General features: G+C 72.6%; 15 protein-coding genes and 1 riboswitch. Of the genes, 8 read left to right on the top strand and 7 right to left on the bottom strand.

The genetic code is table 11. The annotated features are described in order from the left end of the window. Window positions 1-2: 2 nt before the first annotated feature. The 3 genes from ACH4PY_RS06795 to ACH4PY_RS06785 all read left to right on the top strand — a co-directional run bounded on the left by ACH4PY_RS06795 (window position 3) and on the right by ACH4PY_RS06785 (window position 2430). The gene (locus ACH4PY_RS06795) at window positions 3-821 is read left to right on the top strand and encodes an ABC transporter permease (RefSeq protein ID WP_398176707.1); all 819 of its coding nucleotides are present in this window, start codon (window positions 3-5) and stop codon (window positions 819-821) included. Between the two features lie 39 nt (window positions 822-860). Next, a complete protein-coding gene (locus ACH4PY_RS06790; RefSeq protein WP_398176705.1) occupies window positions 861-1652 on the top strand; it encodes an ABC transporter permease in 792 nt (263 codons plus the stop codon). A 91-nt stretch (window positions 1653-1743) separates the two neighbouring features. Then, window positions 1744-2430, top strand: coding sequence for a hypothetical protein (locus tag ACH4PY_RS06785; protein ID WP_398176703.1), 687 nt, complete (start codon window positions 1744-1746; stop codon window positions 2428-2430). A gap of 27 nt (window positions 2431-2457) precedes the next feature. On the opposite strand, the gene ACH4PY_RS06780 is transcribed toward ACH4PY_RS06785, so the two are convergent. Beyond that, window positions 2458-3123 carry a class I SAM-dependent methyltransferase gene (locus ACH4PY_RS06780; RefSeq protein WP_398176701.1) on the bottom strand — a complete coding sequence of 222 codons (666 nt, stop codon included), beginning with the start codon at window positions 3121-3123 and terminating at the stop codon, window positions 2458-2460. A 192-nt stretch (window positions 3124-3315) separates the two neighbouring features. On the opposite strand from ACH4PY_RS06780, the gene ACH4PY_RS06775 reads away from it, so the two are divergent. After that, window positions 3316-3657 carry a hypothetical protein gene (locus ACH4PY_RS06775; protein ID WP_398176699.1) on the top strand — a complete coding sequence of 114 codons (342 nt, stop codon included), beginning with the start codon at window positions 3316-3318 and terminating at the stop codon, window positions 3655-3657. 16 nt (window positions 3658-3673) lie between these two features. Here ACH4PY_RS06775 and ACH4PY_RS06770 read toward each other — a convergent pair whose 3' ends face one another. Both ACH4PY_RS06770 and ACH4PY_RS06765 read right to left on the bottom strand, forming a co-directional pair. Further along, on the bottom strand, window positions 3674-3958 hold the full coding sequence (locus tag ACH4PY_RS06770; RefSeq protein ID WP_398176697.1) for a DUF4031 domain-containing protein: 285 nt from the start codon (window positions 3956-3958) through the stop codon (window positions 3674-3676). Further along, window positions 3955-4317, bottom strand: a complete 363-nt coding sequence (locus tag ACH4PY_RS06765; RefSeq protein WP_398176695.1) for a hypothetical protein — start codon at window positions 4315-4317, stop codon at window positions 3955-3957. Before ACH4PY_RS06765 ends, ACH4PY_RS06770 begins: the two co-directional genes overlap by 4 nt. Window positions 4318-4407: 90 nt before the next feature. Between ACH4PY_RS06765 and ACH4PY_RS06760 the strand changes: the two genes are divergently transcribed. The 3 genes from ACH4PY_RS06760 to murQ all read left to right on the top strand — a co-directional run bounded on the left by ACH4PY_RS06760 (window position 4408) and on the right by murQ (window position 7193). Then, window positions 4408-5004 (top strand): exonuclease domain-containing protein, encoded by a 597-nt coding sequence (locus tag ACH4PY_RS06760; protein WP_398176693.1) that lies wholly within the window; start codon window positions 4408-4410, stop codon window positions 5002-5004. Between the two features lie 56 nt (window positions 5005-5060). Beyond that, complete coding sequence (locus ACH4PY_RS06755; RefSeq protein ID WP_398176691.1) at window positions 5061-6029, top strand: MurR/RpiR family transcriptional regulator; 969 nt, start codon at window positions 5061-5063, stop codon at window positions 6027-6029. Between the two features lie 231 nt (window positions 6030-6260). Continuing rightward, the gene (gene murQ, locus ACH4PY_RS06750) at window positions 6261-7193 is read left to right on the top strand and encodes an N-acetylmuramic acid 6-phosphate etherase (RefSeq protein ID WP_398176689.1); all 933 of its coding nucleotides are present in this window, start codon (window positions 6261-6263) and stop codon (window positions 7191-7193) included. An 87-nt stretch (window positions 7194-7280) separates the two neighbouring features. Here murQ and groL read toward each other — a convergent pair whose 3' ends face one another. From groL to thrC, 4 genes are all read right to left on the bottom strand, one after another. Next, a complete protein-coding gene (gene groL / locus ACH4PY_RS06745; protein ID WP_398176687.1) occupies window positions 7281-8903 on the bottom strand; it encodes a chaperonin GroEL in 1623 nt (540 codons plus the stop codon). A gap of 317 nt (window positions 8904-9220) precedes the next feature. After that, window positions 9221-9424: a cold-shock protein gene (locus ACH4PY_RS06740; RefSeq protein ID WP_003986833.1), complete on the bottom strand. Its 204-nt coding sequence runs from the start codon at window positions 9422-9424 to the stop codon at window positions 9221-9223. Window positions 9425-9858: 434 nt separating this feature from the next. Then, window positions 9859-10134: a ubiquitin-like small modifier protein 1 gene (locus ACH4PY_RS06735; RefSeq protein ID WP_398176684.1), complete on the bottom strand. Its 276-nt coding sequence runs from the start codon at window positions 10132-10134 to the stop codon at window positions 9859-9861. Continuing rightward, window positions 10131-11429 (bottom strand): threonine synthase, encoded by a 1299-nt coding sequence (thrC, locus tag ACH4PY_RS06730; protein ID WP_398176682.1) that lies wholly within the window; start codon window positions 11427-11429, stop codon window positions 10131-10133. Before thrC ends, ACH4PY_RS06735 begins: the two co-directional genes overlap by 4 nt. Before the next feature lie 17 nt (window positions 11430-11446). Next, a riboswitch (SAM riboswitch) is annotated at window positions 11447-11573 on the bottom strand. A gap of 167 nt (window positions 11574-11740) precedes the next feature. On the opposite strand from thrC, the gene ACH4PY_RS06725 reads away from it, so the two are divergent. Beyond that, the gene (locus ACH4PY_RS06725) at window positions 11741-12706 is read left to right on the top strand and encodes a glucosyl-3-phosphoglycerate synthase (RefSeq protein WP_398176680.1); all 966 of its coding nucleotides are present in this window, start codon (window positions 11741-11743) and stop codon (window positions 12704-12706) included. Window positions 12707-12923: the final 217 nt, after the last annotated feature.

Genomic DNA, 12923 nt, shown 5'->3' with positions numbered 1-12923 from the left:
CGATGAGCGCGACGACTGTGCGTCCGACGACGACCGACGTGCTGGCCGCGCGGGTGCCCGCGCTGCGCGAGTTCGGCTACTGGATGCGCCGCTACCGGCGGATCTGGCGTGGCACCGTGGTGATGAGCGTGGCCAATCCGCTGCTGTTCCTGGCGGCGATGGGCGCGGGCCTGGGCAAGCTGGTGGACGCCGGGCACAGCGGCCATCTCGCCGGGACGCCCTATCTGGACTTCCTCGCGCCCGGCCTGGTCGCGGCCTCCGCGATGCAGAACGGCGTGATCGAGGGCGGCTTCCCCGTCTTCCAGTCGGCGCGCGGCAGCGGCAACTACCCGGCCGCGGCGGCGACTCCGATGCGGCCGGGCGACATCCTCGCCGGGCACGCGCTCTTCATGGCCTTCCGGGTGCTGCTGAGCGGGCTGCTCTTCCTCGCGGTGGTCGTGGCCTTCGGGGTGGTGGGCCCGGTGAAGGCGCTGCTCGCGGCGGGGCCGGTGCTGCTGACGGGGCTGGCCTTCGCGACGCCGCTGATGGCGTACGCGGTGCGCACCGAGCGGCAGAGCAGGCTGAACGGGATCTACCGCTTCGTGGTGATGCCCTTCTACATGTTCTCCGGCACCTTCTTCCCCGTCTCCCAACTCCCGCACTGGCTGCGGTACGTGGCCGAGTGCACACCGCTCTACCAGGGCGTGGAGCTGACCCGCGGGATCACGCTGGGCGGGCTCGGCGCGGGTGCCGCGGCCGTGCACACCGGGTACCTCGTGCTGCTGACCGCCGCCGGGCTGTGGGCGGCCCGCCGCGCGTACGCCCGGCGCCTGCACCGCTGACCGCCGTACGAATCCCACACCTCTTCCGAAAGGACCGCCGTGCTGCGCGCGTTGTGGACTTCGCCCGCGGTCGCGGGCCCTGCCGCTCTCGTCGAACGCAACCTCGTCATCTACCGCCACACCTGGTACCTGCTGCTGGCCGAGATCTTCGAACCGGTGCTGTACCTGCTGTCGATGGGCGTCGGCATCGGCGCGCTCGTCGGCCATGTCCCGGGCCTGGGCGCCCCGGACGTCGGCTACGTCGACTTCGTCGCGCCCGCGCTGCTGGCGACGGCGGCCATGAACGGGTCGATGAACGAGACGACGTTCTCGCTGTACGGCAGGCTCACCATGACCCGTACGTACCAGGCGATCCTCGCCACCCCGCTGGGCGTGCGCGACGTCGCGCTCGGCGAGGTGGCGTGGGCGCTGCTGCGCGGCACGGCGGTGACGGCCGTCTTCGGGGCGGCGCTCGCCGCCTTCGGGCTCGTGCACTCGCCGTGGGGGCTGCTGATCCTGCCGGGGGCGCTGCTCATCGCGTTCGCGTTCGCGGCGGCGGGCCTGGCGGTCGTGACGTACATCCGCAGCTGGCAGGACTTCCAGCTGGTGCAGCTGGTGATGCTGCCGATGTTCCTGTTCGCGACGACCTTCTACCCGCTGGGCGTCTACCCGCGCCCGGTGCAGCTCGCGGTGGAGTGCCTGCCCCTCTACCAGTGCATCGAGCTGGTCCGCGGGCCCGCGCTCGGCCGGATGACCCCGGCGGTCGGCTTCGCGGCCCTCTACCTGGCCGTCTTCGGCGCCGCCGCGCTGGTCCTGGCGATGCGCCGGCTGGGGCGCAGGCTGCTGCCGTGAGGACGCCGGGGGCGGCGCGGGAAGGTGCCGGCGTGCCGCCGCGCCGGACCCGCGACCGCCCCTGGGGTGCGCTTCCGTCACAATGGCCCGCATGCCTCACACCAGCTCCGCGGCCCATCCGCGGTACGACGCCCTGCTCGCCGAGTGGAACCAGCTGCTGCGCCGCTGCCAGCAGAGCGAGCGCGGCGGGGCGGGCGAGCAGGCCCCCGACCCGGGGCCGTACGGGCGGGAGCTGCTGGAGCGGTGGGGCGAGCCGCAGCGCCGCTACCACACGGTCGACCACCTCGCGGAGGTCCTCGCGCGGGCGACCGAGCTGACCGTCTACGCGCACGACCCGGACACCGTGGCGCTGGCCGCGTGGTTCCACGACGCCGTCTACCGCCCCGACCGCAGCGAGAACGAGGAGCGCAGCGCCGACCTCGCGCGCCGGGCGCTCACCGAGGCGGGGGTCGGCGCGGAGCGCGTCGCGGAGGTCGTCCGGCTGGTGCGGCTGACCGTCACGCACGACCCCGCGCCCGGCGACGCCGACGGCGAGGTGCTGTGCGACGCGGACCTCGCCGTCCTCGCGGGCGACCCGGCCGCGTACGCCGCCTACGCCGCCGCCGTACGCGCCGAGTACGGCTTCGTACCCGACCCGGACTTCCGCGCCGGGCGGGCCGGCGTGCTGCGGCAACTCCTGGAGCTGCCGCACCTGTTCCGCACCGCGTACGGCCGCGAGCACTGGGAGCGCACCGCGCGCCGCAACCTCACCACCGAACTGGAGCTGCTGGAGGCCTGATACGGCCCCTGTTCGGCCGGCCGGGCGTCAACTCGTGCCGCGCACGGCCCGGATGAGGGTCGTCGCGATGGGCGGCCGGCGGTCGCCGCCCGGGTCGCGCAGCACCTCGGTGGTGATGGCGGTGAAACCCGCCTCCGCGAGCAGCTTCTCCCACACGGCGGGCGCCAGCACCCAGCGCCGCTTGGTCGTCAGGCTGCCGCTGGAGGAGCGCACCGACACCTCGGTGGGCCGCAGTTCGGCCGCGGGCGGCGCGCCGTCCTCGTAGTGCGCGAGGGTGGCCAGGACGAACGTGCCGCCGGGCCGCAGCCCGCTCGCGGCGGCGGGCAGCAGGTGCACCGGGTCGGAGAAGTCGGCGGCGCCGAAGCAGGAGTAGGCCACGTCGACGCTGCCCGCGGCCGCGGCGAGGTAGGTGGCCGCGTCGCCGTGCACGAAATCCAGCTCCGCCAGGTGGGCGTACCGTTCGCGCCCCAGGGTGACGCGGGTGGCCGAGGTGTCGATCGCGGCGACCTGCTCCGCGCCGAGCACGGCCGCGACGTGGGCGGCACGCTCGCCCGTCCCGGCCCCGAGGTCGGCGACGGTGGCCCCGGCGACGTCGCCGAGCAGCTCGGCACCGGGCCCGAGCCGCTGGTACCAGTCCCAGTACAGCCGCTCCTCGTCGAGCGGTCCGGGTGCGGTGAGGGAGGTCACGGACATCACCCGGACATCCTGGCGGAAGCCCCGCGTTCAGGTCCCGTACTCCACGATTTCCCCCTCTCCCGTGCACCCTTGCGCTCCCCCGCGCACCCCGCCCGCGGACCGTCCGCCGGTCCCGGCCGTCAACCGGACGCCCAGCGCCTACAGTTGACGCACCGCAGGCAGGGGTGACCGGAAGTGGGGGCAGCGCGCATGACGGACGTCGAGGCGGCAGGCGAGGCGGAGGCGGCCGTGGGGGACGGCGCGACGCTGCCCTTCTGGGTGGAGCCCGAGGACGGCGAGGACACCATGGGGCTGCTCGGCGGCAACCCCGAACTGCGGGCCGTGCCGCTCGGGCCGCTGCGGCGCAACCTCGCCGCCACCGTGGACGCGCTCCAGCAGGTCTTCGCCGACGTCGCCGCCCGGGGCGGCACCCTGCCGCTGGCCGAGGCCCAGCTCTCCTTCCAGGTCACGGCGAGCGGCGGCGTCCAGCTCATCGGTACCGGCCAGGTGAGCGGCAGCCGCGCCCTGACGCTGACGTTCCGGCGCCCCTGACGGGACGGTAGCGGGCCTACCCGGCGGCGCCCGCGCGGCGCGGGTCGTACTTGCGGCGGCGCAGGCCCGCCTGCGTGAGGCGGCGGACCAGTTCCTTGCTGCCGATCTCCACGGCGCCCAGCGACACCGCGTCCGGGTAGCGCTCGGCGGGGATGTCGTAGTGGTCGCGCTCGAACGCGCGCGGCGGGGCGCCGAGCCGCGCCGCGAAGGCGTGCAGCTCGTCGTACGAGACGTCGCTCACCAGGTGGGACCACATCCGGCCGTGGCCCGGCCAGGTCGGCGGGTCGAGGTACACGGTCACGGGCGCGGCCCCAGTTCGCCGACCGGGGCGACCGTCTCCCGGCGCACCTCGCACACCCAGATCGGGTCGGGGCCCAGTTCCGGTTCGACCGCGAGCGCGTGCGGGTCGTCGCAGTACGGGCACAGCGGCCAGCGGCCGTACGTCTCCAGCAGCGCGTCCTGCACGTCCTGGGCGACCAGGCCGGGCACGAACGGGGCGCCGTCCGGCCACTTGCCCACCCACCAGCGGCGCTCGGCGACCGCCTCCTCCACGAGGGAGACGATCGCGGGGCCCGTCACGTCACGCGCCCCCAGATCCGCGAGCACGCGGGCGCGGGCCTCGTGCAGTGCCGCTTCCGCCGGGTCGTCCATGAGCCCCATTATCCCTTCCCGGCGACACCCCCGCGGAGCGGCCGTACCGTACGGAAAACGGTTGGCCCCCGTCCCTCGGGGGTTCCTATGCTCACGCGCATGGACACCCCTCACCTCCTCAATGTCGTCGACGTCGAGGCGACGTGCTGGGAGGGGCAGCCGCCCGCGGGACAGGTGAGCGAGATCATCGAGATCGGGCTCACCGTGGTGGATCTGGCCACCCGCACCCGGCGGGCGAAGCACCGGCTGCTGGTGCGCCCGGCCCGCTCGCGCGTGAGCGCGTTCTGCACGGAGCTGACCGGGCTGACGCAGGACGAGGTGGACGGCGGGACGAGCTTCGCCGAGGCGTGCCGCGCGCTCGCGGCCACGCACCGCGCGGGAGTGCTGCCGTGGGCGAGCTGGGGGGATTACGACCGCAACCAGTTCACGCGGCAGTGCCGTCACACGGGCGCGGAGTATCCCTTCGGGAGCGCGCACACCAACGCGAAGGCCGTCTTCACCGCGTCGTACGGGCTGCGGCGCAGGCCCGGGATGGCGCAGGCGCTGGAGGTGGCCGGGCTGCCGCTGGAGGGGCGGCACCACCGGGGGGACGACGACGCGTGGAACATCGCGGCGCTCGTGCTGGACGTGGCCGCGCGCGGGGACTGGCCCGGCGGGGAACGGCCCGGCGACCGGGACCGGTCCGCCGGTCCGTGAGCAATGGCGCCGGCCACGGCTTGACGGCCCGATGGCGTGAAAATACCTTTCATAGAGTGACCCACAGCGTGAAGGAAAATTTCCCGCCGGGTGTCCGCCCGCTGCGCGGCAGCCCGGACGCGCCCGTCATACCCGTCACGCCCCCCGCCCCGGGGGCGCTCGCCGCCAAGGTCCGTACGCTCGCACCCTCCATGACGCGCTCCATGCAGCGCGTCGCGGAAGCCGTCGCGGGTGATCCGGCCGGCTGCGCCCAGCAGACCGTCACCGCCCTCGCGATCCGTACGGGTACCAGCGAGGCCACCGTCGTCCGTACCGCGCGGCTGCTCGGTTACCCGGGCTACCGGGATCTGCGGCTCGCCCTGGCCGCGCTCGCCGCGCAGCAGGCAGCCGGGGTGCCACCCGCCGTGACCGCGGACATCGCGGTGGACGACCCGCTGCCCGATGTCGTCGCCAAGCTCGCCCTGGAGGAGCAGCAGACCCTCGCGGACACCGCCGCCCAGCTGGACATGGCCCAACTGGAGGCCGCCGTCGCCGCGTTGGCGGGAGCCCGGCGGATCGACGTGTACGGCATGGCCGCCTCCGGGCTGGTCGGGCAGGACCTGGCGCAGAAGCTGCTGCGCATCGGGCTGATCGCGCAGGCGCACACCGATCCGCATCTGGCGGTGACCAACGCCGTCCAACTGCGGCCGGGGGACGCCGCGGTGGCGATCACCCACTCGGGCAGCACGCACGACGTGATCGAGCCGCTGCGGGCGGCCTTCGACCGCGGGGCGACGACGATCGCGGTGACGGGCCGTCCGGACGGGCCGGTCACCCAGTGGGCGGACGCCGTGCTGACCACGTCCAGCTCCCGGGAGAGCGAGCTGCGGCCCGCCGCGATGTCCAGCCGGACCAGTCAACTGCTGGTGGTGGACTGCCTGTTCGTCGGGGTCGCGCAGCGGACGTACGAGACCGCGGCTCCCGCGCTCGCCGCCTCCTACGAGGCCCTCGCCCACCGCCACCGGCCCCGCCCGAGCCGCGGCTGAACGCTGCCGACGGGAGCCGCGGCCGCCGGGCCGCGAACCGCCGGGCCCCGCACGGGACATGCGGGTCCCCGGACGGCACCGCACGCCCCCGACCGCCACCGCCCGCCCTCCGGGGGCCGCCCCGCGGACCTCCCGGGCCATGACCGGTCATGGCCTGAAATAATGCACCACGCCCCTTCTGCGGCCCCACCCGCCGAGCCGACACCTGCGAGAAGGATGAACGAGCCGCATATGCCCCAGTACACCGAGCTGCGCCGCGAACTGGACACGCTGACCACCGAGGCCTTCCGGCCGGAGCTCGCCGAGATCGACCGGATGCCGACGCTGGAGATCGCCCGCACGATGAACGGTGAGGACGCCACCGTTCCGGCCGCCGTCGCAGCCCAACTGCCCGCCATCGCCGCCGCGATCGACGGCATCGCGGCCCGGATGGCGCGCGGCGGCCGGCTCGTCTACGCGGGCGCCGGGACCGCGGGGCGGCTCGGCGTGCTGGACGCCAGCGAGTGCCCGCCGACCTTCAACACCACGCCCGGCGGGGAGGTGGTGGGGCTCATCGCGGGCGGGCCGTCCGCGATGGTCACCTCGGTCGAGGGCGCCGAGGACAGCAGGGAGCTGGCCGCGGGCGACCTGGACGCGCTGGGGCTGACCGCCGCCGACACCGTCGTGGGCGTCTCCGCCTCCGGGCGCACCCCGTACGCGCTGGGCGCGGTCGAGCACGCGCGGGCGCTCGGGGCGCTCACGGTGGGCCTGGCGTGCAACGCGGGCTCGCCGCTCGCGGCGGCCGCCGAGCACGGCATCGAGGTCGTCGTGGGGCCCGAACTGCTCACCGGCTCCACCCGGTTGAAGTCCGGCACCGCGCAGAAGCTGGTCCTCAACATGCTCTCGACGATCACCATGATCCGGCTGGGCAAGACGTACGGGAACCTGATGGTGGACGTGCGCGCGTCCAACGAGAAGCTGCGCGCCCGCTCGCGCCGGATCGTCTCGCTCGCGACCGGCGCGGACGACACGGCGATCGAGGACGCGCTCACCGCGACCGACGGGGAGGTCAAGCCCGCGATCCTGACCCTGCTGGCGCGGGTGGACGCGGCGACGGCGGAGCGGCTGCTGCGCGAGTCCGGCGGCCATCTGCGCGAGGCGCTGGAGTCGGCCCGGCCCGTGTAGGGGCGGACACGACGGCGCCCGCCCCCCGAACGGATCGGGGAGCGGGCGCCGTCGTACGCGTGCAGGACAGGTGATCCCGGGAGGGGATCAGAAGTCCATGTCACCGCCGGGCATGCCGCCCGGAGCGGCCGCGGCGGCCTTCTCCGGCTTGTCGGCGATGACGGCCTCGGTGGTCAGGAACAGCGCGGCGATCGACGCGGCGTTCTGCAGCGCGGAGCGGGTGACCTTGGCCGGGTCGATGATGCCCTCGGCGATCATGTCCACGTACTCGCCGGTCGCGGCGTTGAGGCCGTGACCGATCGGCAGGTTGCGGACCTTCTCGACGATGACGCCGCCCTCGAGACCACCGTTGACGGCGATCTGCTTGAGCGGGGCCTCCAGCGCGAGCTTCACGGCGTTGGCGCCGGTCGCCTCGTCGCCGTCCAGCTCCAGCTTCTCGAAGACCGCGGAGGCCTGCAGCAGGGCCACGCCACCACCGGCGACGATGCCCTCCTCGACGGCGGCCTTGGCGTTGCGCACCGCGTCCTCGATGCGGTGCTTGCGCTCCTTGAGCTCGACCTCGGTCGCGGCACCGGCCTTGATGACCGCGACGCCGCCCGCGAGCTTGGCCAGGCGCTCCTGGAGCTTCTCGCGGTCGTAGTCCGAGTCGCTGTTCTCGATCTCGGCGCGGATCTGGTTGACGCGGCCGGCGACCTGGTCGGCGTCACCGGAGCCGTCCACGATCGTGGTCTCGTCCTTGGTGATGACGACCTTGCGAGCGCGGCCGAGCAGGTCCAGGCCCGCGTTCTCCAGCTTGAGGCCGACCTCCTCGGAGATGACCGTGCCGCCGGTGAGGATCGCGATGTCGCCCAGCATGGCCTTGCGGCGGTCGCCGAAGCCCGGGGCCTTGACGGCGACGGACTTGAAGGTGCCGCGGATCTTGTTGACGACCAGGGTCGACAGGGCCTCGCCCTCGACGTCCTCGGCGATGATCAGCAGCGGCTTGCCCGACTGCATGACCTTCTCCAGCAGCGGGAGCAGGTCCTTGACCGAGGAGACCTTGGAGTTGACGATCAGGATGTAGGGGTCGTCGAGCGACGCCTCCATCCGCTCCAGGTCGGTGGCGAAGTACGCCGAGATGAAGCCCTTGTCGAAGCGCATGCCCTCGGTGAGCTCGAGCTCCAGACCGAAGGTCTGCGACTCCTCGACGGTGATGACGCCTTCCTTGCCGACCTTGTCCATCGCCTCGGCGATGAGCTCGCCGATCTGCGTGTCGGCGGCGGAGATGGAGGCGGTGGAAGCGATCTGCTCCTTGGTCTCCACGTCCTTGGCCTGCTCCAGCAGGGCGGCGGAGACGGCCTCGACGGCACGCTCGATGCCGCGCTTGAGGGCCATCGGGTTGGCGCCGGCGGCGACGTTGCGCAGGCCCTCGCGGACCAGGGCCTGGGCCAGGACGGTCGCGGTCGTCGTGCCGTCACCGGCGACGTCGTCGGTCTTCTTCGCGACTTCCTTGACCAGCTCGGCGCCGATCTTCTCGTACGGGTCCTCCAGCTCGATCTCCTTGGCGATGGACACACCATCGTTGGTGATCGTGGGGGCGCCCCACTTCTTCTCAAGGACGACGTTCCGGCCCTTGGGACCGAGGGTGACCTTAACGGCGTCGGCGAGCTGGTTCATCCCGCGCTCAAGGCCGCGCCGCGCCTCCTCATCGAACGCGATGATCTTAGCCATGTGAAGTGTCCTCCGCGGACTGGGGGTTCCCCCACCGGAGGCGGGGGCGGTGGAACGGACCGCGTGGCGCCCGCGACGGACGGCCTGCCGGCCGCCGGTTCCTTCCCGGCGTCCGGACGGGCCTCACCGACCCGGTCCAAGTGGCACTCTCACGCGCAGAGTGCTAACGCCAATGATTAGCACTCTCCCCTGCCGAGTGCAAGCGCCCGCCACGGACGGGGCGCCCCCGCGGGGGGGCGCACAACGGCGAAAGGGCCACCCCGTGCGGGGGTGGCCCTTCGTGGCGTCGCGTCGGTGGCCGAACGCGCCCGCGCCGATCAGCCGGCCACGCGGACCATGTCCGCCTGCGGCCCCTTCTGACCCTGCGAGATCTCGAACTCGACTCGCTGGCCTTCTTCGAGGGTGCGGTAGCCGTCCATCTGTATCGCGCTGTAGTGGACGAAGACATCCGCACCACCGTCGACCGCGATGAAGCCGTAGCCCTTCTCCGCGTTGAACCACTTGACGGTGCCCTGAGCCATTCCTAACTCCCCTATTACTGGCCCTATCGCGGGCCCGCGCTCCGCGGGCCCGGGTCAGACCTCACCCCCCGTGGAGGGTGTGCGCCGGAACGCGTCGACCGCGGCTGAATGTATCTGCACGGATGCCGTCCGCAACAGGTCAATTGGACGAGAATTCTTGGCGCGACGCATCCGAAATAACCGAGGAAGAAACGATAATGTAGGGCAACTCGGGCGGGACACAGCGGACATAGCGCACTTATCGCGTGTGAATTTGCCGATAAATCGGCGCTACGACTTCGGGCCGCACATGAGGGCGCCCCACCCGGGGCGAAAGCAGTTCCCGGATGGGGCGGGGTCTAAACGTCCAAGCTTCTGCGTATTCTCGTCAGTTCCGTGACACCTAGCGGATCACGCTCTCGCTCACGCTCGGTATCCGTTGCCGGTATCCGGTTTCAGCCGCCGGCGACCGCGGGAATGATCGACACGCTGGCACCGTCCGGCACCGCAGTGGCGAGTCCGTCGGAAAACCGTACATCGTCGTCGTTGACATAGACGTTCACGAAACGCCGGAGCTTTCCGGAGTCGTCGAGAACCCGGGCGGAAATACCCGCATGATTCTTTTCCAGCGACTCGATGACCTCGCCGAGCGTCGCGCCCTCGGCGGGCACCTCGGCCTGGCCCCCGGTGTACGTGCGGAGGATCGTGGGGATGCGGACGGAAGCACTCATGCGAGTCCAGCCTCTCGGAAGGCGGCAAGGGAGGGGGCGATGGTCGCGGTCGGCCCGGTGGTCGGGGAGACGGCGTCCAGGGTCTTCAGACCGTCGCCGGTGTTCAGCACGACGGTCTCGGCGGCCGGGTCGAGCTGCCCGGTCTCGATCAGCTTCTTCAGCACGCCGACGGTCACCCCGCCCGCCGTCTCGGCGAAGATGCCCTCGGTGCGGGAGAGCAGCTTGATGGCGTCCACGATCTGCTCGTCGGTGACGTCCTCGATCGCGCCGCCGGTACGGCGGGCGATGTCCAGGACGTACGGGCCGTCCGCGGGGTTGCCGATCGCCAGCGACTTGGCGATGGTGTCGGGCTTGACCGGGCGCACCACGTCGTGGCCGGCCTTGAAGGCCGCCGAGACCGGCGAGCAGCCCTCGGCCTGCGCGCCGAAGATCTTGTAGGGCTTGTCCTCGACCAGGCCGAGCGCGATCAGCTCCTTGAGACCCTTGTCGATCTTGGTGAGCTGCGAGCCCGAGGCGATCGGGATGACCAGGTTGTCCGGCAGCCGCCAGCCGAGCTGCTCGGCGATCTCGTACGCCAGCGTCTTGGAGCCCTCGCCGTAGTACGGGCGCAGGTTGACGTTGACGAAGCCCCAGCCCTCGCCGGCCGGGTCACCGATCAGCTCCGAGCAGAAGCGGTTCACGTCGTCGTACGTGCCCTTGATCGCGACCAGGTCGCCGCCGTAGACCGCGGCCATCACGACCTTGCCCTGCTCCAGGTCGTCCGGGATGAAGACGCAGGAGCGGAAACCGGCCCGCGCCGCGGCCGCGCCGACCGCGCCCGCCAGGTTGCCGGTGGAGGAGCACGACAGCGTCGTCAGACCGAAGGTGCGGGCCGCCTCCAGCGCGATGGCGACGACCCGGTCCTTGAACGAGTGCGTCGGGTTGCCGGAGTCGTCCTTGACGTACAGGCCGCCGGTCACGCCCAGCTCACGGGCCAGGTTGTCGGCCTTGACGAGCTTGGTCCAGCCGGGGTTCAGGTTCTGCTTCTCGGTCACGTCCGCGGGGACGGGCAGCAGCGGGGCGTAGCGCCAGATGTTCGCCGGACCGGCCTCGATCTGCTTGCGCAGCTGCTCCGGGTCACCGGTCGGCAGCTCGTAGGCCACCTCCAGCGGCCCGAAACACTCCAGGCACGCGAAGACCGGGGTCAGCGGGTAGCGGGTGCCGCACTCGCGGCAGGAGAGCGCGACGGCGGGGCCGAAAACGGCGTCCTGCGAGGCGTCCTGGGGGGTGGTGGTGGCGGTGTTCTGCACAGCCATGGTGGCGAGGCCCTTTCTCCTCATCTTCCCCACGGCGTAGGTCGCCGCGAGCCGGAATTGGCACCGTCCCCACCTGACCTCGCGGTCGGCGGGAGGGTTGCCGGGGCTTCAACGGGCCGTTCCCTCTGCCCCTCTGGATGAGCGGTATGGCACCGGACGGCTGAGCCGGTCCGGGCGTTTGTCCCGCCGTTCGACCCCGGCATGCGGGGCGTACGGACGTTGTTCAAGACTGTAACCGACACCGGACACCGGTGAGATAGCCGTCCGTACCGCGAGATGCGTCACACACGGGACACACGGGAGCGCTGAACGTGCTGGAAGAGGTCGAGCGCTGGCTCGCCACACGGTCCTGGTCGGCCGCCGAGCGGCCGCTGGAGACGCTGCTCGCCGCCAAGCGGGCGGCGGGCCCGGCCGGGACCGTCAGCGTCGTGCTGCCCGCGCGCGACGAGGAGGCCACGGTCGGCGCGATCGTCGCCGCCGTCCGCCGCGACCTCATGACGCCGGACGCCCCGCTCGTGGACGAGCTGGTCGTCGTCGACTCCGGCTCCCGCGACCGTACGGCCCAGGTCGCGCGGGCCGCCGGGGCCACCGTCGTCGCGCGCGACGACATCCTGCCCCGGCTGCCCGCACTGCCCGGCAAGGGCGAGGTGCTGTGGCGCTCCCTGCTCGTGACCAGCGGCGAGATCGTCTGCTTCGTCGACGCGGACCTGCGGGAGTTCGACTCCCGCTTCGTCAGCGGCATCGTCGGCCCGCTCCTCACCGAGCCCGGCGTCCAGCTCGTCAAGGCGATGTACGACCGCCCGCTGGAGACCGGCGGCACGGTCGTCCCCGCGGGCGGCGGCCGCGTCACCGAACTCGTCGCCCGCCCCCTGCTCAACCTGCACTGGCCACGCCTGGCGGGCTTCGTCCAGCCCCTCGGCGGCGAGTACGCGGCAAGGCGCTCGCTGCTCGAACAGCTCCCCTTCCCGGTCGGCTACGGGGTCGAGCTGGGCATGCTCGTCGACGCGCTCGCCCTGGTCGGGCTGGACGCGCTCGGCCAGGTGGACGTGGGCGTCCGGCACCACCGCCACCAGGACGGGGCGGCGCTGGGCCGCATGGCCGCGGCGATCTACCGCACGGCGCATCTGCGGCTGGCGCGCGGCCATCTCGTGCGGCCGCGCCTCACCCAGTACGACCGCGCCGCCTCGGGCTTCGTCCCCTCGACCCACCCGGTCGACACGGAGGAGCGCCCTCCGATGGTCGCCGTCCCCGAGTACCTGCGCCACCGCGCCGCGTAACCCTACGGAGGGGCTGCGCCCCGTCAGGGGCGCGTGGGGGTACCTCCCAGGCGGAGCTCTGGGGGAGAACGGAGCGCTCAGCCCCCACCGGGGCGCGGGTCGTCACCGACCTGAAGGGTCTCTTCGGTCCGATCCGGACCACCGGCCGGTGGTGGGTTGCTCGCGCAGTTCCCCGCGCCCCCCGCAAACGCTCACCCGGCGCGGTAGCGCCAAGCCC

The sequence above is a fragment of the Streptomyces sp. NPDC021224 genome (assembly GCF_044332905.1).
Lineage (GTDB): Bacteria > Actinomycetota > Actinomycetes > Streptomycetales > Streptomycetaceae > Actinacidiphila.
Note: the sequence above shows the minus strand (reverse complement) of the source record. Positions and strands in the feature narration are given on the sequence as shown.

Bases quoted from the DNA above. Each gene is read 5' to 3' on its own strand.
- ACH4PY_RS06735 (WP_398176684.1), bottom strand. From the start codon at position 10,134: ATGAGTGCTTCCGTCCGCATCCCCACGATCCTCCGCACGTACACCGGG.
- thrC (WP_398176682.1), bottom strand. From the start codon at position 11,429: ATGGCTGTGCAGAACACCGCCACCACCACCCCCCAGGACGCCTCGCAG.
- ACH4PY_RS06795 (WP_398176707.1), top strand. From the start codon at position 3: ATGAGCGCGACGACTGTGCGTCCGACGACGACCGACGTGCTGGCCGCG.
- ACH4PY_RS06740 (WP_003986833.1), bottom strand. From the start codon at position 9,424: ATGGCTCAGGGCACCGTCAAGTGGTTCAACGCGGAGAAGGGCTACGGC.
- ACH4PY_RS06765 (WP_398176695.1), bottom strand. From the start codon at position 4,317: ATGGGGCTCATGGACGACCCGGCGGAAGCGGCACTGCACGAGGCCCGC.
- ACH4PY_RS06775 (WP_398176699.1), top strand. From the start codon at position 3,316: ATGACGGACGTCGAGGCGGCAGGCGAGGCGGAGGCGGCCGTGGGGGAC.
- ACH4PY_RS06780 (WP_398176701.1), bottom strand. From the start codon at position 3,123: ATGTCCGTGACCTCCCTCACCGCACCCGGACCGCTCGACGAGGAGCGG.
- ACH4PY_RS06760 (WP_398176693.1), top strand. From the start codon at position 4,408: ATGGACACCCCTCACCTCCTCAATGTCGTCGACGTCGAGGCGACGTGC.
- groL (WP_398176687.1), bottom strand. From the start codon at position 8,903: ATGGCTAAGATCATCGCGTTCGATGAGGAGGCGCGGCGCGGCCTTGAG.
- ACH4PY_RS06785 (WP_398176703.1), top strand. From the start codon at position 1,744: ATGCCTCACACCAGCTCCGCGGCCCATCCGCGGTACGACGCCCTGCTC.
- murQ (WP_398176689.1), top strand. From the start codon at position 6,261: ATGCCCCAGTACACCGAGCTGCGCCGCGAACTGGACACGCTGACCACC.